Below are 23,759 nucleotides of genomic sequence, written 5' to 3'. Positions count from 1 at the left end.
GTAGACCGTGTGATTGAAGATTATAACTGTCAACGGTATCAATGGGGATTAAAGAAAATGACCCCGGTACAATACCGGGATCATTTATTAGCAGCATAGGCACTTTTTATTAAAGTGTCCGAAATATGGGGCCTAGTTCATACTGGAGACACCCTTTTTCATATCGTTTAATAGGCAATATTTAATATTCTTTGTACTAAAAATTTTGTTTCTTCAGCAGAAAGCAGCTGGCTCTGCGTACCTTACTAATCTACCCTTTTGCTCATATCACGAGTTTTACAGCTCGTTTAGGCGAGTTCTACTACTGTTGCAACTCCCTGGCCGCCGCCAATACATAATGTTGCAAGGCCATAACGTGTTTCGCGTTTTTGCATCTCATGAATCAGCGTAACCAGAATTCTAGCACCGCTTGCCCCAATTGGATGTCCGAGCGCAATTGCTCCACCATTAACATTTAAAATTTCTTTGGTAAAATTAAGTTCTTTGTCGACAGCTAAAGATTGTGCGGCAAAAGCCTCATTAGCTTCAATAAGTCCCATCTCCTCTAAGGAGACGGATGCTCTCTCAAGTGCTTTTTTCACAGCTGTGACTGGTCCAATCCCCATAATGCTTGGATTTACACCTGCTGTGGCACTTCCCCTAATTACAACTAATGGCTTAAGTCCGAGCTCATCCGCTTTTTGCCTGCTCATTACAGCCAAAATAGCTGCACCATCATTTATTCCGGACGCATTTCCTGCCGTAACACTCCCATCTTTCTTAAAGGCGGCTCTTAAGCCTGAAAGTTTCTCTGCTGTCGTTCCCTTTTTCGGATATTCATCTGTTGCAAAAACAACCGGCTCTCCCTTACGCTGGGGGATGGCAACCGGGATAATTTCATCTTTAAATCTTCCCTCTTCAATCGCTCTTGCCGCCTTTTCTTGGCTCCAGGCAGCAAACTTATCTTGCTCCTCCCGGCTGATACTATATTGCTCGCACAGGTTTTCCGCTGTTACTCCCATGTGGTAGTCATTAAAAGCACACCAAAGGCCATCTGATATCATGCTGTCTACTAGCTTTTGGTCTCCCATTTTAAAACCATCTCGAGCATTGTTTAATAAGTACGGAGCCTGGCTCATATTTTCCATTCCACCTGCCAGCACAACCTCTGCATCTCCTGATAAAATCGCCTGAACAGCAAGTTGAACAGCTTTTAAACCAGATCCGCACACTTTATTTATTGTCATAGCCGACACAGTCTCAGGTAAGCCTGCTTTTAATGCTGCCTGCCTTGCAGGATTCTGGCCCAGACCTGCCTGAAGAACGTTTCCAAGAATTACTTCATCGACCTGCTCTGCTTTTAGCCCTGACTTCTCCAATGCGCCTTTTATAACCGCTGCTCCGAGGTCTGGTGCTGAGATATTTTTTAAGCTACCGTTAAAACTGCCAATACCAGTTCTAACAGCGCTTACAATAACTGCTTCATTTTGTGCCAAATTGATCACCCTTTCTGCTTGTTCATTTCTTATAATTCTACTATTAATTAAACATCTCCTTTTATTTTTTCGAAATATTAATTCCTTTTACATTCTAAAAAATGTTCAATCACTAATAAAGTGATTTGATCAGAGATCGTTTCACGAGGTCAAAAACGATTATCAGAATTGATCACTTTCCCGCCTGTTTAGTGTGCATATACCTTATCTAACAGCAAAATAAATGAATAAGATTTGTTATAGGATCCATCTTATTAGAAGAGGAAGTTAAGAAGGGAGCCATGAAAATGAGTCAGAAGCGTGATAAGGGTTACAGTCAAAAAGGAAAAACTAATAGTAATACAGTTAAACCGGAAATGGCCGCTGAAGAACTGGAAAAGGCGATCCATCCGACTAACCGAACACCCAGCACTGGACCAAGCTAGTCAAACACCCAGTAACTTTCATCAGCCGCTTTCACAGCGGCTTTTTCCTTTTGTGTCTTAAAGAACCTTACTGCTCGTATGGAGCACGATATGTTTTACAAACAATCTATCATGGTAAAATAAAGAAAATATATTGGAGGGATAGGTTTGAAGAGAGCATTCCGCTATCTTTTTTCTTTTATCGTTTTTCTAGCTTCCATTGGAATTTATCTGACTAACAGACTGATGTTTATCAAAAAGTTGAATGACGTAGAGGTTGTCAAACGGGAGCAAGAGGCTGGTCGCTTTGTGCCTCTGGAGTTTCAAGCATTGCCAAAGAGAGAAATCTCGATTCCATCTCCTTTTGGGTATTCTTTGAACACTCTTCTTGTTGAACCGTACCAGACCAACCAGTACGTAATTATCTGCCATGGTGTTACGCAAACGAAAACAAATTCGGTGAAATATATGAACTTGTTTTTAGAGCGCGGCTTTAATGCTATAATTTACGACCATCGTCGTCACGGCGATTCTGGTGGAAAGACCACCAGCTACGGATATTATGAAAAGTTTGATCTGAAAGCCGTGATCGATTGGCTCAGACAGGAAAAAGGTCCGGAGCTTTTTCTTGGCATCCACGGCGAATCGATGGGTGCAGCAACTATGCTGATGTACGCTGGAATGCTTGAGGACGGGGCAAACTTCTATGTCGCTGATTGCCCGTATTCAGACTTTAAAGAACAGCTGGCCTACCGGATCAAAGAGGAGGTTAAGCTGCCTCCCCATATATTTGTTCCGATTGCTGATTTATTTCTTAAAATGCGGGACAAATATTCGCTCCGGGACATTGCGCCAATCTCGGTTATTGAAAACATAAAAAGTCCAGTATTGTTTATTCATAGCCGGAAGGATGACTTTATTTTACCGTGGATGACAGAAGCCTTATATGAACGGAAAAGTGGTCCGAAAATGTTATTTATGGCTGAGTCTGGACTTCATGCTCAGTCACTTAATGAAAACAAAGAAGATTATGAAAAGGCAGTTGATGAGTTCCTTGAGGACTGTGTTTTCAAAAAGTAAATTAGGAAACCCATGGAGCATTGGTTGAAGGGTTCCATTTTGCAGGCGCTTTTTAAAATCCCTGCCCACATGACAAAGATTTAGCTTATAAAATAACAAAACTCGCCACAGTGATAGCGAGTTTTGTTGTTTGGCTGCCGCCAGATCCTATTTGATGCAGCAGGGATGCATCTTATATTTATAGGCTAATATAAATTCCTAACGATAAAAGGACGACTGAAAATAATGCTCCCTTCATATTAACTTAAAATAATTCAATCTTTTTCTCTGGCCCTCTGTGTATCTCTAATATTTTTTTGAACCGTTATGGCAGCAAACAAACTAAGAACAAAGGCCATAGCATAAAAGCCCTTTTCACTTAAAATAATACTTCCCGCATTAAATAAACCAATTGCCATTAGTGAAATAGATACAATAAGCGCAAACCAACTAATACCGTAATAAATATTAGTCACTGGGATTCCCTCATCTTTATCTCTTACTGCTTTTTGTAAAGATACTGCTGAATAGAGTCCGAATACTAAAACTGCAAAGTAATAGCCTTTTTCATTCAGCTGCATCGTTGCGTTATACAGACCTATGAGATAAGCCGTAACCCCTACTAGCAGTGCTGCCCAAGAAGCCCCATTGAAAGCTGGAGTCGGTTCTCCCTCTTTTCTTTCTGCTTTCATTTTCGTATCATTTTGTTTTCCTTTATCTAATAAAACCTCATGCTCATTAGACATTAAATATTCCGCCTCCATCTTTTTAAAATCCAAAATGGAGCACAGCAGATACACTGTAGTGCTCCTACTTAAATCTATTATATAGAAATCCCTTACAAATAATAGATAATTTTGTTCTTTATTTCCAATTTAATATTTCAGGACTACGTGGCTTGCCAAACTCCTAACCATACGAAACGAGCTTATGACAGACAATAAGTATATACAGTAAAAGTATCCAAATACAAAAATTCACCAATATCTGAAAACTCCTGGATAAATAAAAGATGACGTATCAATTTATACGTCATCTCTAGTGCCATTTATTCAGTTTGCAGTCTAAGTTAGAACTTTTTAAAATTTGCACATGGGCTTCTGGCTTCTCTACGCCTTTACCATTGTCTTATCACTAAAAGACATCCGGGGGTTTATATATTGATTGGGACTTTTAAGCTGAAAACAGTTAGCCGAATCCGTATAATCGATTGTCATTTGATCTTCAAAGAAAACTTCTTTTGATTTCTCTATATAAATCGGGCCAAAGTTTGTTTCAATTTCGAAATCACCGTTCTCAAGCTCGTTAACAAGCCAAAGAGCAGACACTCCACTAACTACACATCCGCATCCTTCTGTATCGTATTTCAATTTTAGATATCCTGTCTTTCCTGCTGTCTTTTTCTCAAGCTTGTTCACTGCTGATTCTGTAATAGTTATTTGCACTGTCTTACCCCTTTCCGTTGTTCCTAGCCTATTTTAACATAAAATTTATATGTTGTTTTATCGCGCCGAGTTACATCATTTGCATTTTCCAGACATTCACTTTACTATCAAGATAATTCTGACAATTACCCAAAGGAGGACGAATGAAGATGTCAAAGGTCGTTATTAAGGTTAATGATAATGGGTCACTGCGCGTAACCGGAGATGTAGAACTAGTGGATGGTGAAGGGAATCGGTTTGAAACGAAGCCAACCTTTTCGCTGTGCCGCTGCGGATTATCTTCAAACATGCCATTTTGCGATGCATCCCATAAAGGGAAATTTCAATCAGCTGTTCGGGCAAAGCCAACCGAGTAATGATTTTCCACATGCAGGCAATGGATTTAGCTTTCCATTGCTTTTTCGTTTATTGATCCCTCATTCATCCGCATGCCTGACATCCGCAATATCCAGCATCCTGATCCGGTGAACGTCTTCAAATCGGTCAACCACATGCAGTTTCTGTCCCGGTTCATCCCAATAATGAATCTTCCCCAGCACCAGTTTATAGGACCGGCTGCAATAATAGGTAATCATAACTGGTTTATTACATTCCATCGCTTCCAAAATAATCTCATTCATCTGCTCCAGGTATTGTTCATCAACCACCTTCTCTTGCTCATAGCTATCTTCATCAGCCCAATCCCGCAGCATCTTAACATGTTCAGGAAGCATCATCGACGTCCATTTTATTCTTCCGCGATCACGAATCATCCTGTTTCCTCCTATCGTTTAGCCTTTATGCCCTCCTACCAGTTTCGCCCGGTACTTGGCCGTTCCAGCTGCTGTATAAGATACGGCTCTCAGCAATGCTCCTGAGCCGAAGCGGTGCCGAAGCTGATCCATTACATAGCCGAGTTCCCGCTTTTTCCAACCGCCCGGATCAAACAGATTCATCTGAAACTCCCTATCGTCTACGAGGTTTCCGACACTAATCGAAATGCTGCGAACCGTTTTGCCGGTATAATTTTCTTTAAACAATTCCAGGCACACGGCGTAGAGTTTCATCGTGATATTCGTTGGCTCTTGGATGGTTCTGGAGCGGTGAAAACCTCCTCCAAACTCGTCCTGGCTGTACCCCACTCCGAAGCTGATTGTTCGCCCAGCTTTCCCATGGCTTCTTGTGCGGCGCGCTACTTCTTCACACATTTCAAGAATTACATGTTTAATTTCGGTTTCATCTGTATAATCACGGAGCAAAATCTGGCTCTTTCCAAAGCTGACTTGCCCTTCCATGATTGGAGCTCCAATATCAGAAAGATCAATGCCCCAAGCGTGATGGTAAAGCTGGTTTCCCATAATGCCAAACTTTTTTTCCAGCTTTTCAAGATCATAACGGGCGAGCTGGCCAACTGTAAAAATGCCCATACCATTAAGTGTCTTTTCCACCTTTCGTCCAATTCCCCACATATCTCTGAGCGGTGAAACGTTCCACAGCCTGGTTGGGACATCATCATATGTCCACTCATCGATTCCTTTTTTCTTTGCGTCGAGGTCCAGGCACAGCTTTGCCATCAGCATGTTTGGGCCGATCCCGATTGCACACGGCAGCTGGAATTCCCGTTCAATATCGTCCTTAATCTTCTCGGCAATTGTATGGGCATCTCCCCACAGCCCTAGAGCACCATCAACTTTTAGAAAGCTTTCATCAACGCTGTATGCATGGATGGCTTCTTTCGGAACATACCGATTGAATACGCGGGTAATTTCAGTTGAGATTCGCAAATAAGTGCTCATTTTGGGTTCCACGATTTTAATTCTGTCGTCCGTAGGGATTTCAAACATTCTCGAACCAGTTTTAATCCCAAATTCTTTTTTCAAGCGCGGGGAGGCTGCAAGTACTACGCTGCCGGTCCTCTCCAAATTCCCCACAACCGCAAGCAGACAATTTAAAGGATCAAGCCCATGCATGACAGCCGAGCAGCTTGCGTAGAAGCTTTTCATATCCACACATAAAATCTTTTGTTGCGGCATCTTGCTGTAGTCAATCATTCATAATCCTCCTTACTTAGAAAAGCGTAGCCGACTGTCCAGGGGCGACAGGCATAAGACGAACGCTGACAGAAGGCGTTCTTTGCCTTCCGAAGCGATTGGCTTATGACCCCAAGCCCCTAGGAGGCGCAGCTAGACAAATTGAAAAGCGTAGCCGACTGTCCAGGGGCGACAAGCATAAGACGAACGCTGGCAGAAGGCGTTCTTTGCTGCTTAAATAAACAAGAACAAACGTTCCGTATCATTGTACCCATAATTCTAAGCGAATATGCGTTCGGTTTCAATGGAAATTTTACGATAAAATTCATGAATTCGGCTATTTTGGAAAGGAAAGAGGATCAAGATACTTAGCAAACAGGCTAAAAACCATTTCTCTAACTTTACGAAAAAAGAGGTATAATCATTGATGAGGTGGATTTTAATGGATGAAAAGCTACTCCGCAAAATGATTTTGAGCTGTTTCCGGCAATACCAGCATGATGCGGATTCAGTTCCGTTGAATGAGGCTGAGTATGAAGAGTTTATCCGTGAAATTATGGATAAACAAGCAAGCGATCCAAAAGCTGATTTATATGAAATTATAAATGACATAGTATATGAATACTTGGCAAACTGAAGAAATTAGCTGGTGGAAAAACGAACAGGCTGTTTCCGCTTTAAAGCAGGAACAGCCTGTTCGATATTGATCTAGTTTAGTACACTTTTCGTTTCGTAATCATAAACGAAATCGGCTGATCCAGATTCAAGGCCTGCTGTCAGGTTAATCCTGAGCCTGGCTTTATCTTCAACGAACTCAACATTATGAAGGACCACAGGCTTCCCGCCCTCCGACTCCGAAAAGCGAACAACCGCTGCTACACCTTCCTTTAAAAGGAGGCTATCCTCATCGATAAATACGAGTAATTTTTCTGACTTGGCCTGTGCCGGGTACGATTCAAGAATCGGTCCTACAGCCCGGGTCTCTACGTAAGACCCGATCTCCAAACGGTCTTTTTGATACGGTTCCCCTTGGTCTGTCACGACCTCTGCTTCGCTTATGTCAAAAAAGATATCATTGACCAGAATTTGATTTCCTGAAATTCCACTAATAAAGCCGGTTTCGATCCTACTCATCTTTTCAGAATCGTCAGCCGGTTTTTTTGTAGCGCAGCCAGTTAAAACACTCAGTAAAAAAACAATCAAGATTCCAAGCAGTTTTTTTTCATTCCCCATCACCTCTTACTAATACTGACGGGATTTAGAGAAAGCATGTTACATTATTTTTTGTTAAAAGCCCCTTTACCGAGCCTTTCAAACAGCCGTGGAAACAGGTTGTAAGCAACACTGCCTGCATTCATCCAGCGAGGGAGATTAATCTCTCTTGTGCGCGTCAGCATCCGGTCTACCACCCTGCTGGCCACGTATTCTGGCTGAAGCATAAACCGCTGAATATTTTTAACGTAAGTTCCCTGTTCATCGGCAATATTAAAAAAGTTTGTTGCAATTGGACCGGGATTGACAGAAGTAACATGGATATTCCAATCATTCAGTTCCATTCTAAGACTGTTGCTATAACCAAGAACAGCATGCTTTGTGGCTGAATAGACGCTTGATTTAGGAGTGGCAATTTTACCTGCCTGGGAAGCGATGTTGATTATATGGCCAGTCCTCCGTTCTCTCATGCCGGGTACAACCATGCTCGTGCAGGCCATTAGCCCGATCACATTAACATTAAACATTGATTTGATCTCGTCAATCGTTGTTTCATGCGCTTCCCGAAAGACACCAAAACCTGCGTTGTTAACTAATATATCAATATGTCCAAGCTTCGCTAGGATATCAGTGAAAACAGCCTTAACAGCATTAGTATCTGAAACATCGAGCTTATATACATCCACTGTAATGGAGGTTTTTGATAAAAGCTCTGTTCTTAAATCCTCAAGCTTATCGATGCTGCGGGCAAGCAAAACTAAATTGGCCCCTTTTTGTGCACATTCACGGGCTATTTCTGCTCCAATTCCACCTGACGCCCCTGTAATAATTATGTTTTTCCCTTGTAAACGTTCAAAAGACAAAGCTCTCACCTCATTTAGATGTATAGCGATGGACCAGGCCATCCCTCTTAACTACAATCTCCCCAAGATCAAGTAAATAATCAACCTGGGCGGCGGTTTCCGATATCGTCAGCATCAGTTCTTTTTTATAAACATTCGGAAACAGCAGCTGACATATTTCAAAGACAGTAAGCTCTTGGGTTTGAAGCCACTTTTTAACCTGCATTGCCCGCATATGCTGCTGATCCAGCCGCTTATGAACAAGCTCATGTACCTCAGTTACTTCTTCGCCATGTCCTGTGTAAACAAAGCTAATTGGATAGTCCAGTAGTTTTTTTAGAGAAGAATTAAGATGAAGCTGTGGTTGCGGCCGTTCGGTTTCCCCTGGCAAAGGTGGCTCTAAAATTGGATTAGGAGAAATGGAAGCGAGTAGCAAATCGCCGCCAATCATTGCTCCATCGCTATGCCTTAGCAGCACAATATGGCTTTCGGCATGGCCTGGTGTTTCAATGACACTCCAATTATCAAGTCCAGGTGGAGCTGTATTTTCAGACAACTCGCCTGTTAGCGCACGCTGGCAAGAAAAGTGCATAGTCAGCTTCATCACATCAATTGACTTTTTATAATAAGCTTCAGGTATTCCGAATTCAACAAATAAACGAGCATGGAAATCCTCATGTTGATGAAGAAAGCTATCCGCTCGCTGCAGCCACCGTTCATTAAGATGGTGCCCGTACACCTCCATTGAGGATGGGAGATAGTCTAAGCCACCAGCATGGTCGGGATGATGATGGGTAAGTACGATTTGTTCTATATCATCTGGAGTTAAGTTCAGGTCCGCTAACTGGCTTTTTAATGCTTCCCAGCTTGTCTCCCATTTTGGTCCCACATCTACAAGAGTTAGTCTATCTCCTTTTATAAGGTAGGCATTAACATCACCCACCGGAAAAGGTGTCGGCAATATAAGTTTCGCAATTCCATTCATCCATTCAGTCATTTTTTCTACCCCTTAAACATTATATTTAAATAAAAATTAAATTGCTTTAAGCTAATAATTCATAAATATAAAATTAAGTTTACCGTTATTTTAGTAAAATGTCATTATTTTCACATAATATTATCAGAAAAGATTGAATTTTTTAAACTTATTTATTAGGGATACACTTGACAAATAGTCTGTTCATCTTGCATAATCACAATTAAAAAATTTGTTTACATTAAAAGCAGAAACTAAGACTAGTAAATGGAGAATGATGCAAGAGAGTGAAGCTCCTGGCTGAAAGGCTTCACCATCCGCTTCCCGTTGAACCTGCCTTACGAGCTGCCAGGCACAACCTGGACGTATACCGGCGTTAACGGACTAGAGCTGCGCCTTTTTGTTTTTATTTTGAGCAAAAGGTGAATGAAGGTGGTACCACGGAAGCAATGTCTTTCGTCCTTTAGAGGACGAGAGGCTTTTTTATTTTCTCGGAATTTACAGCAACAGCGGAAGATAATCATTATTCAGGGGGTTTTAAAATGAAAAAACTGGTTTTCATCGGGGCTGGCTCGATGGCGGAGGCACTAATATCTGGAATTATTGAAAACAATTTGTTAAGCGGTGATAGTCTCTGGGTAACGAACCGACAGGACAAAAGCAGGCTTCAGCATCTAAAACAAAAGTATGGAGTAAACACTAGTTATGATTTCAAGGAATTATTTGACGAGGCTGACTCCGTGATTCTTGCCATGAAACCAAAGGATGCAGCTATTGCTGTGAATGAAATTAAGCATTTCTTATCCGGCCGAACCCTTATTATCTCAGTGTTAGCTGGTGTTCCAATTGCTACGATTGAGAATGCGGCAGGGAAGCCTCTAGCAGTAGTACGGGCAATGCCAAATACATCGGCCGCCATCGGAAAGTCGGCCACCGCTGTTTCCATTAACAGCCGAGTATCAGAAAGTCAGCGTCAGTTAGTAGAGGAGCTGTTTAATACCGTAGGGTTAACAGCTTTTGTTGAGGAGACCCAGCTCGATGCGGTTACAGGCTTATCTGGCAGCGGCCCAGCTTATATCTATTATCTAGTAGAAGCAATGGAGAAAAGCGCAGTTGAAATTGGTCTGGATCAACAAATGGCACAAGAATTGATTGTTCAGACACTGATTGGTGCAGCGGAAATGGTTGCAAAATCCTCTAAAACCCCAAAACAGCTTCGTTTAGAGGTTACCAGCCCCGGCGGAACAACCGAAGCCGGGATAGGGATATTAGAACAGCATAAAGTGCAGCAAGCCTTTATTTCCTGTATAAAAGAGGCAGCCGCCCATTCTAAAAAGCTTGGGGACAATCTGTCCAAGGAAAAACTCGAAACGCGCCGTTAATGATCGGTCGGTCTACTTTAAAGTTTCTTAGAAATATGTGCAAAAAGTAAAGGGTGGATAAAATTGTTGCTAGTGCTCTTGCTGTCATTAACCCTGATTTTTTGGTTCGCCGTAACGATCGATGCAGCGGTTGGATTCAGACAGCTTCATCGTCTTGAACAAGAACCTGGGCTAAGTGAAGGACCCCTTTTAAGTGTGGTTGTTGCCGCTCGTAATGAAGAAAATACAATTAACCAAAGCATTAAAAGTCAATTGGGGCAAACCTACGGGAACATTGAATGGGTACTCGTCAACGACCGCTCGACTGACCAAACGGGAAGATTAATGGACCAGCTTGCTCTAATGGATAAAAGAGTCTCAGCAATCCAAATAGACAAGCTTCCCCCCGGCTGGCTCGGCAAAAATCATGCGTTGTATAAAGGGGCAAAAAAAGCTTCGGGGAATCTGCTTCTTTTTACAGACGCGGATGTCGTCTATAAAGCGGATGCATTTGGGAAAGCGGTCCATTACTTTACAAGGCACAAACTCGACCATATGACAGCTGCTCCAAGTTTGTACGCTAAGTCGTTTTGGCTTAAGGCATTTATAAGCTTTTTCCTATTCGGTTTTTCGTTTTACAAGCGCCCTTGGCTTGCAAACCGTACAGGCACAAAAAATGGTATCGGGATTGGTGCATTCAATTTGCTAACCCATGATGCCTACAAAGCAGTCGGCACCCATGCTGTCCTTAAAATGCGTCCCGATGACGACCTTCAGCTTGGATTAAAGATAAAACAATCTGGCCTGAGGCAGCGAATAGTCACAGCCCTATCTTTAATAGAAGTAGAGTGGTATCCAAACCTGAACGAAGCATTAAGAGGTCTGGAAAAAAACACTTTTGCCGGGTTGCACTACCGGATTAGTATGGTGGTATTCGCTATATTTGGAGTGTTCACAGCGAACGTTCTCCCATTCTTCACAGTCCTTTCCAGCGACAAACTGACCAGCATGCTCAGTATCGCAAATATAGTGATTCTTGCTCTATTAAGTACCTTGATAACAAAAAAAATGACCATATTCTCTCCATGGCTTTTTGTTGCATTTCCACTCACAGCCCTTTTGTTCATTTTTTCAATTATTAGAGCGACCTTTTTGACAGTCATTAGGGGAGGGATTATTTGGCGCGGCACAAAATATAAATTGAGCGAACTGCGAAAAAACGATTGAGTCATGATTTTTCCCTTCCAACAATAGCCCTGATATACTAAAGATATATTTTGCTTCTAAATAAGGGGGACAATATAAGGTGGATTCTAAATTATTCTCATCCTATCAAATTAAAGATGTGACTTTTAAGAACAGAATCGTAATGGCACCTATGTGCATGTATTCATCTGAAAAAGAAAACGGAAAGGCAGAGAATTGGCATTTTACTCACTATGCCAGCCGAGCAGTGGGCCAAGCCGGCCTGATTATCGTCGAGGCAACGGCCGTAACACCTGAAGGCCGAATTTCTCCTCAAGATTTGGGGATTTGGAGTAACGACCATATCGAAGGCCTGTCTACAGTAACCAAGCTGGTTAAAGAGCACGGAGCAAAAGCTGGGATTCAGTTAGCTCATGCCGGCAGAAAAGCCATGGTTAAAGAAGAAATCATTGCCCCATCTGCCCTTCCTTTTAGTGACAAATACAAGACTCCAAAAGAAATGACACTGCTTGAGATTTCCAGTATAGTAGAAGCCTTCAAAGAAGGAGCGTCCCGGGCAAAAAAGGCCGGTTTTGATGTGATTGAAATACATGCGGCACATGGCTATTTAATCAATCAATTTCTTTCTCCCCTAACTAACAAAAGAGAAGATGAATACGGCGGATCCGAGGAAAACCGCTTCCGAATCTTGAATGAAGTGATTGAAGCTGTAAAGTTAGTCTGGGATGGCCCATTGTTCGTCAGAATTTCAGCATCCGATTACCATCCAGAAGGCCTTGCGGTTTCAGACTATGTTAAAACAGCAAGGCGGTTAAAAAAGCTTGGGGTGGATCTAATCGATGTAAGCTCTGGGGCCGTTGTTCAGGCTAGAATCCCTGTTTTCCCGGGATATCAAGTCAAATTTGCCGAGACCATTAAGCATGAAGCTGATATCGCTACAGGTGCAGTCGGCTTAATAACATCAGGGCTTCAAGCAGAAGAAATATTACAGAATGACCGAGCAGACTTGATTTTCATTGCAAGAGCCTTTCTTCGTGATCCATATTGGCCAAGAACAGCAGCAAAAGAGCTCGGCGTAGACATCGAAACACCAGAGCAATACAAACGCGGCTGGGTTTAATAATGAAAAGCGGAAGCGCCTCGTTCAGCCCCGACCAGCATAAGACAGGGCCTGAATGAAGGCGTTTTTTGCCTTCAGTAAGGGCATGGCTTATGACTCGAGGGGCTAGGCGCTGCAGCTAGACAATGAAAAGCGGAGCCGACTGTCTAGAAACGAGCAAACTAGAGGCTCCGACTAAGAAGCGTTTTGTGCTTCTGTAGAAGGAGCTGAAGTTTGCCGAGTTTCTAGGAGGCGCAGCTAGACAATAAAAGCGGAAGCGCCTCGTTTAGCCCCGACCAGCATAAGACAGGGCCTGAATGAAGGCGTTTTTTGCCTTCAGTAAGGGCATGGCTTATGACTCGAGGGGCTAGGCGCTGCAACTAGACAATAAAAGCGGAGCCGACTGTCTAGAAACGAGCAAACTGGAGGCTCCGACTAAGAAGCGTTTTGTGCTTCTATAGAAGGAGCTGAAGTTTGCCGAGTTTCTAGGAGGCGCAGCTAGACAATGAAAAGCGGAAGCGCCTCGCTCAGCCCCGACCAGCATAATAAAAGCGGACGACTAGGAACAATTTAAACGTAGTTGTTCCTAAAAACGATATAAAAAAGGGCTGGAGTCTTTACTCCAGTCCCTTTTTCATCGCCAGTCTGCTGTCTGCAACCCCTTTAAAATAAAATCCGAGCTTTACTAGCCCAACGGCAATGAGTGACAGAAGCATATTAAAAAATACAGCAAAGAGTGCCAGTTCCATTACATTAAAATAGAGTGCATATAAAAATCCAGTTAAACCAAATATTGATATAATGATTAAAAAATTCAGCCTTGGCCAAAGAAACGTGATAATTCCACTAAGCAAAAGAACAAGTGAACCCATCATAAAAAAATGAAGGCTAAACATCAATAAGAATTCCATTTCTGTCCCCCTCAATTCTGTTAAGGTAAAATAAATCTATTGGTTCATTCACTTAACAATTTCCCTGTTTGCTAAGCCTGTAAACCATATGTAAAATATATGAACAAAATAAGGGTTAAATCCATAAAATATTGTGAAATCACTCGGAATCACGCGGTGTTTCTTAGCTTGATAGCTCATTAAATGTCCTATGGGAGCAAGAATAAACCAGCAGCTTATGCAGTGGCTTTCCAAGCCGCTCTCAGAAAGCGAAGCGCCTGGAATTGAAAACAACAGGCCAATTTTCAGAGAAAAAGAAAAAGACTATAGACAAGCTCGATATTTATCGAATTTGTCTATAGTCTCGGTTGAAGGTTACTACCATGCATTCCTTAGATACGGTCATCCCATATTCGTTTGAGTAGTGCTTGTTCATCTGACACAACTACTTCATAAACATCGGGGTTGGTCATATCCATAAGATTTTCAAATCCGAAATTTTCATTAAAATAACGTAAAAGCAGTGTCGTTAAATTACCATGGCTCACGAGAATAATGTGGCTAGCATCTGAGGATAGAACTTCCTCTAGAATTGAAACTGCTCTGCTCATCCCTGAGGTATGCGACTCTCCGCCCTCTAGTTCAAGGCTAAAGTCTTCAAAGCTTTGTCGAAGCTTTTCCTGCCAGTCCTCCCTGCTCACAGAACTAAGCACCCTCTCTGCAAGTCGATCATCTTCAAGGATTTCAAGATTTCTAGCTGCGGCCGTCGGCTTTATTGTATCAACCGCACGTTTAAAAGGGCTAGAGTATATTTTTTTTACTGGTTTATTCTCAAAGAATTCAATTAATGCCCTGGCCTGCCTTCTGCCTTTTTCCGTTAGAGGCGCAGAAGATGGCTGTCCTTCCGCACTTGCATGACGAACTAAGTAAATCGTTTTCATGAAGACCCCTCCCCTATTTTAATGGCCACCTCCCAGAAATCGCGGGCTACATCTGTGTTTGGGAAAACTTTTCTGGCTTCGGCAGTTAAGATCCCCCAGGCTTGCCTGTCATATCGTGAGCTTATATGTGTTAAACAGAGCCTCTTGGCACCTGCCTTCTTGGCAACTTCGGCTGCCTGCTGTGTCGTTGAGTGGTAGTAGTCCCTGGCAAGACTTTCTTCTCCAGCTGAAAAGGTAGCTTCATGAATGAGCAGATCTGCATTTTTAGCGAGCTTTATAGAATTTTCACAGACACGTGTGTCTCCAAGGATCGTAACAATTCTACCACGCTGAACAGGACCGACAAACTCGTCAGGGTTCAAGGTTGTTCCATCCTCAAGACGAACGGCTTCTCCGTTTTTAATTTGTTTATAAATCGGTCCGGGTTTTACTCCTGCAGAAAGTAGCTTTTCGGCAAGCAGCACGCCCGGCAAGTCTTTTTCTACTACTCGGTACCCGTAAGAAAGGATTCCGTGTTCAAGCCGTTTTGCCTCAACTAAAAATTGATCATCCTCAAAAATAATTCCCTCATTAATTTCAATGACTTCGAGAGGGTATTTTAAGTATGTATGACTAACATTTAGGCTGACTTCTATGAATTGTTTAATTCCCGCTGGCCCATATACTGTGACTTTGGATTCCCCTCCCTGAAAGGATCGGCTTGCAAGAAGTCCAGGAAGTCCATAAATATGGTCCCCGTGCAGGTGAGTGATAAACACTTTTTCAATTCGTCGCGGTTTAATGCTGGTATGCAGGATTTGATGCTGGGTGGCTTCACCGCAATCGAACAGCCAGATGGCTTTTCTCTCCTCAAGCAGTTTGAGAGCTATTGAGGTGACATTCCGCAGCTTCGCAGGTATTCCAGCTCCGGTACCTAGAAAAAACACTTCCATAAAAAAACCTCCTTAATAACAAGACGACCGTAAGAATTAGGACAATTGGAATCCGTATATAATCGTTACGTTTGAATTATTTTATTTTAACGAAGTTGAAGTCTTTTTGCTAACTTAAAGCAATTAAGGGGTAAACTAAGGTGATTTCATTGGGAGTATAAAATAGTAAAAGATATGGATAGTTCGGTCTAAAGGTGGGAAATTATCAATAGAACCCTTAATAGTTGCTTATTAACCGCTAAATATTTAATATTTGTATAGAACTCTAAATAATTGAAACTACATATTTATTAACTGAAAAGAGGTTCAGCAATTGACACAAAACACCAAACCAACAGCTTTAGTTTTGATCTTTGGAGCGACTGGCGACCTTGCAAAGCGTAAGCTATTTCCCTCGCTCTATAATTTATTTACAAAAGACAAGCTTGGGAGCTTCGCTGTGATCGGGATTGCCAGAAGAACTCTAACTTCTGACGAATTTCGAGAAAATGTTAAAGATTCCATCAAGGATCTAAACGGAACAGATGAAAACCTGGAAGACTTTGTTTCTCGATTTCATTATCATTCTCATGATGTAACAGACTCCAGTTCGTATGCGGCATTAAAAAAACTTGCATCCCAATTGGATTCACAATATCACCTTAACGAAAACAGAATATTCTATCTTGCGATGGCACCAGAATTTTTCGGGACGATTGCCGAACATTTAAAGAGTGATCATTTAACAGATGTTTCCGGATTTAAACGGCTTGTAATTGAAAAACCGTTTGGACACGATCTGTCATCCGCTCAGCATTTAAACAATCAAATCCGAACAGCTTTTGCAGAAGAAGAGATCTATCGGATAGATCATTATCTTGGTAAAGAGATGGTGCAGAATATAGAGGTTATTCGTTTTGCAAATGCTATTTATGAACCACTATGGAACAATCGGTATATCTCAAATATCCAGGTAACGTCTAGTGAAACACTGGGTGTCGAAGAACGAGGGCGATATTATGAAAAAAGCGGGGCATTAAGAGATATGGTTCAAAACCATATGCTTCAAATGGTCGCCCTTCTTGCCATGGAACCTCCCATTAGACTGACCACAGAGGAAATCCGTTCTGAAAAGGTTAGGGTCCTTCGAGCACTAAGAGACTTTAAGGGTGAAGAGTTAAAAGATTACTTTGTTCGTGGCCAATACGGAAAAGGAACAATTGATCAAACTGATTTACCGGGTTATCGTGAGGAAACGATGGTTGATCCTGAATCAAATACAGAGACCTTTGTAGCAGGAAAGCTAATGATTGATAACTTTCGTTGGGCTGGAGTACCATTTTACATTCGAACCGGCAAAAGAATGCAGGAGAAATCAACAAAAATCGTTATTCAATTTAAAGACATTCCCATGAACCTATATTATGAGACCGAAAAGAAAGTAAGTCCAAATTTGCTCGTCATTCACATTCAGCCGGAGGAAGGAATTACCCTTCACCTGAACGCTAAAAAATCAGGGCAGCAAACAGAAGCAACTCCAACTAAATTAAGCTATGCAAATAAAGGGGTCAATGGCATTAACACCCCAGAGGCTTATGAGAAGCTTCTTTTTGACTGCTTGCGGGGAGATGCCACCAACTTTACACACTGGGATGAAGTTGCTCTTTCATGGGCATTTGTTGATAGCATTTCTGAAGTCTGGGAAAAAGATAAGGAGCAAAGCTTTCCTAATTATGTGTCAGGTTCGATGGGTCCCGATGCAGCGGATACGCTGCTCGAAAAGGACGGGTTCCATTGGTGGCCAATATCTGACCTCGATGTAGAACAATGCTAGTAACGACCATGATTTTAATTTATTCAAAACGAAAAACTCCTTCGATAATGAGTTTAACCTTGAATTTATCTTTGTAGCTTCGGATGCTGCTGAATATTTGGCGGAGATAGGAATTAGCAGAGTCGTCGATTCACTAGGTATCGAACGTGCACGTGAGGGCCACCCCGGCATCGTGCTTTAATGTCTAAGGATCTTATTATTATGGAGGGACTAAGGCTGAAAGAAATGGCCACCGCAGCTATTTTAGGTTGCAGCCCCGCTAAAGCTACACGGGACAGATGCCAGTCCTGCCGTGAAGTGGTAACTATAAGGAACATAAGCGCCGGTTGTACGGTAGCAATGTTCATTTATTACACTTTCATTAAAAAAATTCATTAATAAAATCCCCTCCTTTGGTCGAGTGCATGACAAAAAAGCCCAGGCAAGAATTTGCCTGGGTTACTTTTTGTCATTTTGTTGATTGAAAGATCATCATATACTAGTCTTGGTCCATCCATTCTGTATGGAAGATACCTTCCTTATCAATCCGCTGATAAGTATGGGCCCCAAAATAATCTCTTTGCGCCTGAATCAGGTTGGCAGGCAACGTTTCAGTCCGGTAGCTGTCATAATAGGATAGAGCAGCAGAGAAGCAAGGGACCGGTATGCCATTTTGGACCGCAGCCACTATGATTTCTCTTAGGGCACCCTGATAGCCTTCAACAATCTCTTTAAAATAAGGATCAAGCAACAGGTTCTTTAATGCCGGCTCCCGATCATATGCTTCTTTAATTTGCTGCAGGTACTGAGCACGGATAATGCATCCACCACGGAAAATCATCGCGATATCTCCATAACGTAGATCCCAGTCATATTCTTCCGATGCAGCACGCATCTGAGCAAATCCTTGTGCATAGGAGCAAATTTTGCTCATATAAAGTGCTTTGCGCACAGCTTCAATAAATGATTCACGGTCTCCGTTAAAGCCATTTTCGACCGGCCCGCTTAGTTGTTTACTCGCCTGTACTCGTTCATCTTTCATGGCTGAAATGAAACGAGCAAACACTGATTCTGTAATAATTGGCAGAGGCACGCCGAGGTCTAAAGCACTTTGGCTTGTCCATTTTCCTGTTCCTTTTTGGCCTGCCGTATCGAGAATAACATCAACTAATGGCTTCCCTGTTTCTTCATCCTTTTTCGTGAAGATATCGGCTGTAATTTCTATCAAATAGCTGTCAAGCTCACCTTTATTCCATTCAGCAAAAACAGAGTGAAGTTCATCCGCACTGAGACCTAGGACATTTTTTAATAAGAAATAGGATTCAGCGATAAGCTGCATATCACCGTACTCTATACCATTGTGCACCATTTTCACATAATGCCCTGCTCCATCGGGTCCAATGTAGGTGGTACATGGTTCACCATTAACTTTAGCAGAAATATCTTTGAAAATAGGAGCAACCAGATCATAAGCCTCTTTCTGTCCGCCCGGCATGATAGAAGGTCCTGTTAAAGCTCCCTCTTCTCCTCCAGAAACACCTGTTCCAATGAAATGAAGACCCAGCTCACTTAGTTCTTTATTTCTGCGCTGAGTATCCGCAAAGAATGTATTTCCACCATCAATGATGATATCCCCTTTATCAAGGTGCGGTTTTAGCTGTTCAATGGTTGCATCAGTTGGTCCCCCCGCTTTTACCATCAGCATAATTTTTCGGGGTTTTTCTAATGAAGCAACAAATTCCTCGATTGTAAATGTACCTGTTATATTTTTTCCAGCTGCTTCCTCGAGCATCTCATCTGTTTTTTCTCTTGAGCGATTGTAAACAGAAACGGTATATCCTTTGCTCTCCATGTTAAGCGCCAGATTTTTCCCCATTACTGCTAGCCCGATAACACCAATTTCTTGTTTCGACATATTTTAACGTCCCTTCTTACCAGTTGTATGTAGTTGTCAGTTAAAAGAACCCACTATAATGTAGCAATTTCCCTTGCAAAAATGCAAATAATCAATCCTAACGAGCTTATTTTTAACCATCTAAGAAAGATTAAACAAAAGTGATCAATCTTTTTGTTTTTTCTCAAGATGATCCCTCTGTTTTTTTTGGTGGAGAAAGTCCTTATTAAAGCTTGTGTCATTGCCTGGCTTTGTTTGCTGATTTAGGTAGCCTCCGGCGGACTCAATTATATTAGTGCCATACTTCTCTCGCAGCTTAGACATTGTGTTATGTAGTGGTTCTTTTTTAGCATCTTCCTCGTAAGAAAAGAGATCCAGCTGTTTAACTGCACTGTCCTCCACCAATAAATCAGTTGCTGTTACCCCTAGCAGGCGAACCGAGTCCCCGTTCCAATGCTTACCAAAGAGCTCTCTAGCAGCTACACTAATCTCTTTCTCATTCCTGACAGTGTTTAACAGCTTTTTGCTGCGGGTAATCGTTTTTCTGTCTTTGTAGCGAATCGTTATCCCAATATTCGCGGCTACCACTTTTTTTCTTCGCATCCTCGCTGCTACTTGCCCGGCAAGCTTGCCGATAATCTCATATAATTCCCTTTGATTAGAAACATCTCTCGGCAGCGTTGTAGAATTCCCGATGCTTTTAAAATCGTAAACCGAATCAGGGTCCACTGTCCGCTTATCATTTCCATTTGCGCGTTCCTTTAGCCTAATCCCGTTAATTCCAAGCAGAGCTTTTAATTGCATCTCTTCTGCGTTGGCAAGCTCACCTATCGTCTTTATACCAATTGTATTCAGTTTTTCAGCCGTTTTCTTTCCTACCCCATGCATCTCCTCTGCATCAAGCGGCCATAAAACTATAGGAACATCACGCTTTCTTAGAATCGTAATCCCCATCGGTTTTTTCATGTCTGAAGCCATTTTAGCAAGAAATTTATTTGGGGCTACTCCAATACTGCAGGGGAGATCCAGCTGATCAAGAATGCGCTCCTGCACACTCTTGGCGATCTCAATAGGACTGCCATAAGGGTAGCTGTCTGTTATATCTACATATCCCTCATCAATAGAAACCGGCTCTACTAGTTCAGAGTATTGGCGCAGTATATCAAACATAACAGAAGAAGCTGTCCGGTAACGGTCAAAGTTTGGTCTCATTATGATTAAGTCGGGGCACAGTTTTTTCGCTTCCCAAAGAGGCATCGTGGTTTTGACGCCGAATTTTCTCGCCTCATAGCTGCAAGTTACAATAATCCCACGCCTTTCTTCCGGATTACCTGCTATCGCAAGCGGCTTTCCTTTCAAGGCTGGATCATACGCCATCTCAACCGAAGCGTAGAAACTGTTCATATCCACATGTAAAATTACATGTCCATTCTTCGGATACATTTCCTTCATATTGACACTTCCCAAATATACGTTCCCTTCTATTGTATCAAAACAGACATACTTTTACTAAAGTAAAAGCAAAACCGAATCGGAGCAAGGGCAGGGATAAAAAGTCCCTTATAAAAAAATTTCCACAATCCGGAACTTTTATAGATTCCTTAACAACAAAAAAGTCCAGGAAGCCCGGACTTTTGATGGATTAACTGGTAATCTTATCAGCAGCCATTTCTTTTGCAGCTGCAGCAGCGCGCTTTTTTGCTTTCGCCATAATGTCAGGTGCAAGTTTTGGATGGTGGTCCATTCCTTCAGCGATGATTGAATCCATGACTTCTAACCCCAGGAAGCTTAATGCCTTTGTTAAAAAACGGTCACCAAATTCAAATTCAGCCATAGGACCATTGGAATAAACTCCTCCTCTTGTTTGTATATGAATTGCTTTTCTATTTGTAAGCAACCCTTTAGGGCCTTGTTCTGTATTTGTAAAGGTCTTATTTGTAATAAATAAATTATCTAAAAGCGCTTTTAAAATTGCGGGTGAACCTAAATTCCACAACGGAGTTACAAATAAATAATAATCTGCAGCAATAAATTTATCAGCCAATGCATGCATTGCGGATATTCTTCTTTGTTCCTCTGTGCTTAACTGTTCAAATTCATACCCCATAAAGGAGAGCTTTGCACGCCCATATAACAAGTCCATATCGATTTGGGGAATATCCATTTCATAAAGATGCATCGGAATAATTTCCGCCTCTGGTACTTCACGTTTGAACGATTCTAGAAAGACTTCTGCAATCTGCATTCCTTTTGATAACTTACTATCTGTTTTTGGATTGGCTGTTATATAGAGCAACTTAGTCATGAGCTCACATTCCTTTTGCGTTAATTTAGATAAGTTAATTTTACAGAAAAAAGGATTGCTCATGATTGAACAATCCTTGAAAATAATGAATATTTTATGTCAGTATGAACCCTTGCTGTGAAGATATTCTCTAACATCCCTAATTCCATCAAGAGAAAGTATAAAAGCTTCTGCGTCTACGATCGTAATTAAACGACCGTCCAGATTGGCAATACCCGCTAAGTATGCTGTATTTGTAAATGAAGCGATGCTTAGCTGCTTAATATCTGCAGCAAAGATATCAATTATTTCCTTAGCATCCCTTACAATTACCCCTACCGCCAGTTCTTCTGTTTGCAGCACAATCATCCTAGTTCCTTCCTCTAAAACAGGCTGTGAATATAGAAACATCTCCAAGTCTATAACAGGAATTAGTTCTCCTCTTACTGAAGCTACCCCTTTTATATACTCAGACGTATGAGGAGTTGGCGTAATTCCTTCAACCTTTTCGATTGATATAACATGCTGTACTCGGAATGCATATTCCTCTTGTCCCGCCTGGAAAACCAACATTTTATGTATCTCAGACAACGGGTTCCCCCCTTTTCATAGAAGTATTATCAACAATATATCATTAGTTTCCTAGTAAAGGTAGAAGCTTTTTTACAGAGCCGCAGCCATTCTGAGAGTTCTTTTTAATCCAAGCGTGTTTTCCGCTTACTTTATCCCAGCTGATTTTGCACTTTGACTTGATAAAATAAACACCATTTAAAAAGGAGTCCCATTAAATAGGGACTCCATATTATTCTTTATTACTGCCCTGATACTTCATCAATGATTGCTAGAACCATTTCAGCTAATTTCTCGAGTTCTTCAATCGGCATACGTTCATTCTTTGTATGAATCTCTTCATAACCGACAGCAAGATTGACAGTTGGAATTCCGAAGCCTGCAATGACATTGGCATCGCTGCCGCCTCCACTATGAAGCAGTTCACAGCTTCTGCCAATTTTCGCAGCAGCTTTCCGGGCTATCTCGACTACATGATCGCCTTCCCCGAACTTGAAGCCTGGATACATTACGTCCACTTCAACGTCTGCACTCCCGCCAAAATCCCTTGCAGCCGATTCGAAAGCTTCCTTCATTTTTTGAACTTGCTTTTCCATTTTCTCAGGAATAAGAGATCTTGCTTCTGCTAAAATATCTACACGATCGCAAACGATATTCGTTTGCGTCCCACCATGGAAACGCCCGATATTAGCAGTAGTTTCTTCATCAATCCTTCCAAGCGGCATCCTTGAAACGGCTTTAGCCGCAATAGAAATAGCAGAAATTCCTTTTTCGGGAGCAACTCCGGCATGTGCCGTTTTTCCGTGAATGACTGCTGCAACTTTGGCCTGAGTCGGAGCAGCGACAATTATATTTCCTACCTTGCCGTCACTGTCGAGGGCATAGCCGTACTTTGCCTTAACCAAAGAGGGATCAAGAACCTTTGCACCTACCAAACCGGACTCTTCTCCAACAGTTATAATAAATTGAATCGTGCCGTGCGGAGTCTTTTGTTCTTTTAAAACCCGAACTGTCTCGAGCATGACGGCTAGTCCTGCTTTGTCGTCTGCACCTAAAATCGTTGTTCCATCTGTTATAACATAACCGTCTTTTATAGAAGGCTTTACACCATTTGCCGGTACCACAGTATCCATGTGTGAAGTGAAATAGATGGGATCAACCCCATCCTTTGTACCATGGAGAGTACAGACTAAGTTTCCTGCACCATGCCCCGTTTGCGCGGTTGTATCATCTTCAAACACTTCAACACCTAAGTCGCTGAATTTTTGTTTAAGAACCTTCGCAATTTCAGCTTCAAATTTAGTTTCGGAATCGATTTGGACTAGTTCTAGAAACTCGTCCAGTAAACGCTGATTATTAATCATAAAA

25 protein-coding genes and 1 pseudogene are annotated in these 23,759 nt (G+C 41.9%); 10 read left to right on the top strand and 16 right to left on the bottom strand.

Features of this window, described 5'->3' with window-relative positions:
• Window positions 1-9 precede the first annotated feature (9 nt).
• Window positions 10-99, top strand: a complete 90-nt coding sequence (locus HRJ06_RS17400; protein ID WP_338421047.1) for an IS3 family transposase — start codon at window positions 10-12, stop codon at window positions 97-99.
• Window positions 100-287: 188 nt separating this feature from the next.
• Here HRJ06_RS17400 and HRJ06_RS17395 read toward each other — a convergent pair whose 3' ends face one another.
• Entirely contained in the window at window positions 288-1,475 is a 1,188-nt protein-coding gene (locus HRJ06_RS17395; protein WP_174734233.1) for an acetyl-CoA C-acetyltransferase, read from the bottom strand.
• 287 nt (window positions 1,476-1,762) lie between these two features.
• On the opposite strand from HRJ06_RS17395, the gene HRJ06_RS17390 reads away from it, so the two are divergent.
• The gene (locus HRJ06_RS17390) at window positions 1,763-1,900 is read left to right on the top strand and encodes a hypothetical protein (RefSeq protein WP_174734232.1); all 138 of its coding nucleotides are present in this window, start codon (window positions 1,763-1,765) and stop codon (window positions 1,898-1,900) included.
• 147 nt (window positions 1,901-2,047) lie between these two features.
• Window positions 2,048-2,959, top strand: coding sequence for an alpha/beta hydrolase (locus HRJ06_RS17385; protein ID WP_174734231.1), 912 nt, complete (start codon window positions 2,048-2,050; stop codon window positions 2,957-2,959).
• Between the two features lie 254 nt (window positions 2,960-3,213).
• Here the strand turns inward: HRJ06_RS17385 and yiaA are convergent, their stop codons facing one another.
• Together yiaA and HRJ06_RS17375 are read right to left on the bottom strand one after the other, a co-directional pair.
• Window positions 3,214-3,684: an inner membrane protein YiaA gene (yiaA, locus tag HRJ06_RS17380; RefSeq protein WP_174734245.1), complete on the bottom strand. Its 471-nt coding sequence runs from the start codon at window positions 3,682-3,684 to the stop codon at window positions 3,214-3,216.
• A gap of 363 nt (window positions 3,685-4,047) precedes the next feature.
• The gene (locus HRJ06_RS17375; RefSeq protein WP_174734230.1) at window positions 4,048-4,383 is read right to left on the bottom strand and encodes an iron-sulfur cluster biosynthesis family protein; all 336 of its coding nucleotides are present in this window, start codon (window positions 4,381-4,383) and stop codon (window positions 4,048-4,050) included.
• A gap of 149 nt (window positions 4,384-4,532) precedes the next feature.
• Here HRJ06_RS17375 and HRJ06_RS17370 point away from each other — a divergent pair, with 149 nt between their 5' ends.
• Window positions 4,533-4,739 carry a CDGSH iron-sulfur domain-containing protein gene (locus HRJ06_RS17370; RefSeq protein WP_174734244.1) on the top strand — a complete coding sequence of 69 codons (207 nt, stop codon included), beginning with the start codon at window positions 4,533-4,535 and terminating at the stop codon, window positions 4,737-4,739.
• Window positions 4,740-4,799: 60 nt separating this feature from the next.
• Here HRJ06_RS17370 and HRJ06_RS17365 read toward each other — a convergent pair whose 3' ends face one another.
• Window positions 4,800-5,135 carry a YolD-like family protein gene (locus tag HRJ06_RS17365; protein ID WP_174734229.1) on the bottom strand — a complete coding sequence of 112 codons (336 nt, stop codon included), beginning with the start codon at window positions 5,133-5,135 and terminating at the stop codon, window positions 4,800-4,802.
• 18 nt (window positions 5,136-5,153) lie between these two features.
• Window positions 5,154-6,413, bottom strand: a complete 1,260-nt coding sequence (locus HRJ06_RS17360) for a Y-family DNA polymerase (RefSeq protein ID WP_174734228.1) — start codon at window positions 6,411-6,413, stop codon at window positions 5,154-5,156.
• 421 nt (window positions 6,414-6,834) lie between these two features.
• Between HRJ06_RS17360 and HRJ06_RS17355 the strand changes: the two genes are divergently transcribed.
• Complete coding sequence (locus HRJ06_RS17355; protein ID WP_174734227.1) at window positions 6,835-7,029, top strand: YqzH family protein; 195 nt, start codon at window positions 6,835-6,837, stop codon at window positions 7,027-7,029.
• A 71-nt stretch (window positions 7,030-7,100) separates the two neighbouring features.
• On the opposite strand, the gene HRJ06_RS17350 is transcribed toward HRJ06_RS17355, so the two are convergent.
• Genes HRJ06_RS17350 through HRJ06_RS17340 form a run of 3 tightly spaced genes read right to left on the bottom strand, consistent with a single transcriptional unit; the run spans window position 7,101 to window position 9,443 of the window.
• Entirely contained in the window at window positions 7,101-7,625 is a 525-nt protein-coding gene (locus tag HRJ06_RS17350; RefSeq protein WP_174734226.1) for a hypothetical protein, read from the bottom strand.
• A 44-nt stretch (window positions 7,626-7,669) separates the two neighbouring features.
• Window positions 7,670-8,467, bottom strand: a complete 798-nt coding sequence (locus tag HRJ06_RS17345) for an SDR family NAD(P)-dependent oxidoreductase (RefSeq protein WP_422392740.1) — start codon at window positions 8,465-8,467, stop codon at window positions 7,670-7,672.
• 10 nt (window positions 8,468-8,477) lie between these two features.
• On the bottom strand, window positions 8,478-9,443 hold the full coding sequence (locus HRJ06_RS17340) for an MBL fold metallo-hydrolase (protein WP_174734224.1): 966 nt from the start codon (window positions 9,441-9,443) through the stop codon (window positions 8,478-8,480).
• 521 nt (window positions 9,444-9,964) lie between these two features.
• On the opposite strand from HRJ06_RS17340, the gene proC reads away from it, so the two are divergent.
• The 3 genes from proC (at window position 9,965) to namA (ending at window position 13,109) form a co-directional block, all read left to right on the top strand.
• Window positions 9,965-10,804 carry a pyrroline-5-carboxylate reductase gene (proC, locus tag HRJ06_RS17335; RefSeq protein ID WP_174734223.1) on the top strand — a complete coding sequence of 280 codons (840 nt, stop codon included), beginning with the start codon at window positions 9,965-9,967 and terminating at the stop codon, window positions 10,802-10,804.
• A gap of 72 nt (window positions 10,805-10,876) precedes the next feature.
• Window positions 10,877-12,010 (top strand): glycosyltransferase family 2 protein, encoded by a 1,134-nt coding sequence (locus tag HRJ06_RS17330; protein ID WP_338421115.1) that lies wholly within the window; start codon window positions 10,877-10,879, stop codon window positions 12,008-12,010.
• A 79-nt stretch (window positions 12,011-12,089) separates the two neighbouring features.
• Window positions 12,090-13,109: an NADPH dehydrogenase NamA gene (gene namA, locus HRJ06_RS17325; protein ID WP_174734221.1), complete on the top strand. Its 1,020-nt coding sequence runs from the start codon at window positions 12,090-12,092 to the stop codon at window positions 13,107-13,109.
• Window positions 13,110-13,705: 596 nt separating this feature from the next.
• Here the strand turns inward: namA and HRJ06_RS17320 are convergent.
• The 3 genes from HRJ06_RS17320 to rnz form a co-directional block, all read right to left on the bottom strand.
• Window positions 13,706-13,999, bottom strand: a complete 294-nt coding sequence (locus HRJ06_RS17320) for a hypothetical protein (RefSeq protein ID WP_174734220.1) — start codon at window positions 13,997-13,999, stop codon at window positions 13,706-13,708.
• Window positions 14,000-14,370: 371 nt separating this feature from the next.
• Window positions 14,371-14,919 (bottom strand): histidine phosphatase family protein, encoded by a 549-nt coding sequence (locus HRJ06_RS17315; RefSeq protein ID WP_174734219.1) that lies wholly within the window; start codon window positions 14,917-14,919, stop codon window positions 14,371-14,373.
• Window positions 14,916-15,851, bottom strand: coding sequence for a ribonuclease Z (gene rnz, locus HRJ06_RS17310; protein WP_174734218.1), 936 nt, complete (start codon window positions 15,849-15,851; stop codon window positions 14,916-14,918). The genes HRJ06_RS17315 and rnz overlap by 4 nt, the downstream gene beginning before the upstream one ends.
• A 313-nt stretch (window positions 15,852-16,164) precedes the next feature.
• Here rnz and zwf point away from each other — a divergent pair, with 313 nt between their 5' ends.
• Together zwf and HRJ06_RS23330 are read left to right on the top strand one after the other, a co-directional pair.
• The gene (zwf, locus tag HRJ06_RS17305) at window positions 16,165-17,664 is read left to right on the top strand and encodes a glucose-6-phosphate dehydrogenase (protein ID WP_174734217.1); all 1,500 of its coding nucleotides are present in this window, start codon (window positions 16,165-16,167) and stop codon (window positions 17,662-17,664) included.
• Window positions 17,665-17,674: 10 nt separating this feature from the next.
• Window positions 17,675-17,968, top strand: a pseudogene (locus HRJ06_RS23330) (cyclase family protein); the annotation flags it as partial.
• A gap of 174 nt (window positions 17,969-18,142) precedes the next feature.
• Here HRJ06_RS23330 and gndA read toward each other — a convergent pair.
• The 5 genes from gndA to HRJ06_RS17280 form a co-directional block, all read right to left on the bottom strand.
• Entirely contained in the window at window positions 18,143-19,558 is a 1,416-nt protein-coding gene (gene gndA / locus HRJ06_RS17300; RefSeq protein WP_174734216.1) for an NADP-dependent phosphogluconate dehydrogenase, read from the bottom strand.
• Window positions 19,559-19,702: 144 nt separating this feature from the next.
• Window positions 19,703-20,989, bottom strand: a complete 1,287-nt coding sequence (locus HRJ06_RS17295) for a DNA polymerase IV (RefSeq protein WP_174734215.1) — start codon at window positions 20,987-20,989, stop codon at window positions 19,703-19,705.
• A gap of 190 nt (window positions 20,990-21,179) precedes the next feature.
• Window positions 21,180-21,842, bottom strand: a complete 663-nt coding sequence (locus HRJ06_RS17290; RefSeq protein ID WP_174734214.1) for an FMN-dependent NADH-azoreductase — start codon at window positions 21,840-21,842, stop codon at window positions 21,180-21,182.
• Between the two features lie 99 nt (window positions 21,843-21,941).
• Window positions 21,942-22,412, bottom strand: coding sequence for a chemotaxis protein CheW (locus HRJ06_RS17285; protein WP_174734213.1), 471 nt, complete (start codon window positions 22,410-22,412; stop codon window positions 21,942-21,944).
• A gap of 221 nt (window positions 22,413-22,633) precedes the next feature.
• On the bottom strand, window positions 22,634-23,755 hold the full coding sequence (locus HRJ06_RS17280) for a tripeptidase T (protein WP_174734212.1): 1,122 nt from the start codon (window positions 23,753-23,755) through the stop codon (window positions 22,634-22,636).
• Window positions 23,756-23,759: the final 4 nt, after the last annotated feature.

Origin of the sequence: Mesobacillus harenae, from assembly GCF_013343715.1 — a bacterium.
In the GTDB taxonomy this organism is placed as follows: domain Bacteria; phylum Bacillota; class Bacilli; order Bacillales; family Cytobacillaceae; genus Mesobacillus_A; species Mesobacillus_A harenae.
The sequence above is the reverse complement of the archived record's forward strand: the minus strand, read 5'-3'. Positions and strand labels throughout refer to the sequence as shown.

Coding starts and splice junctions, on each gene's coding strand:
- HRJ06_RS17290 (WP_174734214.1), bottom strand. CDS start 21,842: ATGACTAAGTTGCTCTATATAACAGCCAATCCAAAAACAGATAGTAAG.
- HRJ06_RS17280 (WP_174734212.1), bottom strand. CDS start 23,755: ATGATTAATAATCAGCGTTTACTGGACGAGTTTCTAGAACTAGTCCAA.
- HRJ06_RS17315 (WP_174734219.1), bottom strand. CDS start 14,919: ATGAAAACGATTTACTTAGTTCGTCATGCAAGTGCGGAAGGACAGCCA.
- HRJ06_RS17365 (WP_174734229.1), bottom strand. CDS start 5,135: ATGATTCGTGATCGCGGAAGAATAAAATGGACGTCGATGATGCTTCCT.
- rnz (WP_174734218.1), bottom strand. CDS start 15,851: ATGGAAGTGTTTTTTCTAGGTACCGGAGCTGGAATACCTGCGAAGCTG.
- HRJ06_RS17295 (WP_174734215.1), bottom strand. CDS start 20,989: ATGAAGGAAATGTATCCGAAGAATGGACATGTAATTTTACATGTGGAT.
- proC (WP_174734223.1), top strand. CDS start 9,965: ATGAAAAAACTGGTTTTCATCGGGGCTGGCTCGATGGCGGAGGCACTA.
- HRJ06_RS17370 (WP_174734244.1), top strand. CDS start 4,533: ATGTCAAAGGTCGTTATTAAGGTTAATGATAATGGGTCACTGCGCGTA.
- gndA (WP_174734216.1), bottom strand. CDS start 19,558: ATGTCGAAACAAGAAATTGGTGTTATCGGGCTAGCAGTAATGGGGAAA.
- HRJ06_RS17390 (WP_174734232.1), top strand. CDS start 1,763: ATGAGTCAGAAGCGTGATAAGGGTTACAGTCAAAAAGGAAAAACTAAT.
- HRJ06_RS17360 (WP_174734228.1), bottom strand. CDS start 6,413: ATGATTGACTACAGCAAGATGCCGCAACAAAAGATTTTATGTGTGGAT.
- HRJ06_RS17355 (WP_174734227.1), top strand. CDS start 6,835: ATGGATGAAAAGCTACTCCGCAAAATGATTTTGAGCTGTTTCCGGCAA.
- yiaA (WP_174734245.1), bottom strand. CDS start 3,684: ATGTCTAATGAGCATGAGGTTTTATTAGATAAAGGAAAACAAAATGAT.
- HRJ06_RS17320 (WP_174734220.1), bottom strand. CDS start 13,999: ATGGAATTCTTATTGATGTTTAGCCTTCATTTTTTTATGATGGGTTCA.
- HRJ06_RS17340 (WP_174734224.1), bottom strand. CDS start 9,443: ATGACTGAATGGATGAATGGAATTGCGAAACTTATATTGCCGACACCT.
- HRJ06_RS17350 (WP_174734226.1), bottom strand. CDS start 7,625: ATGGGGAATGAAAAAAAACTGCTTGGAATCTTGATTGTTTTTTTACTG.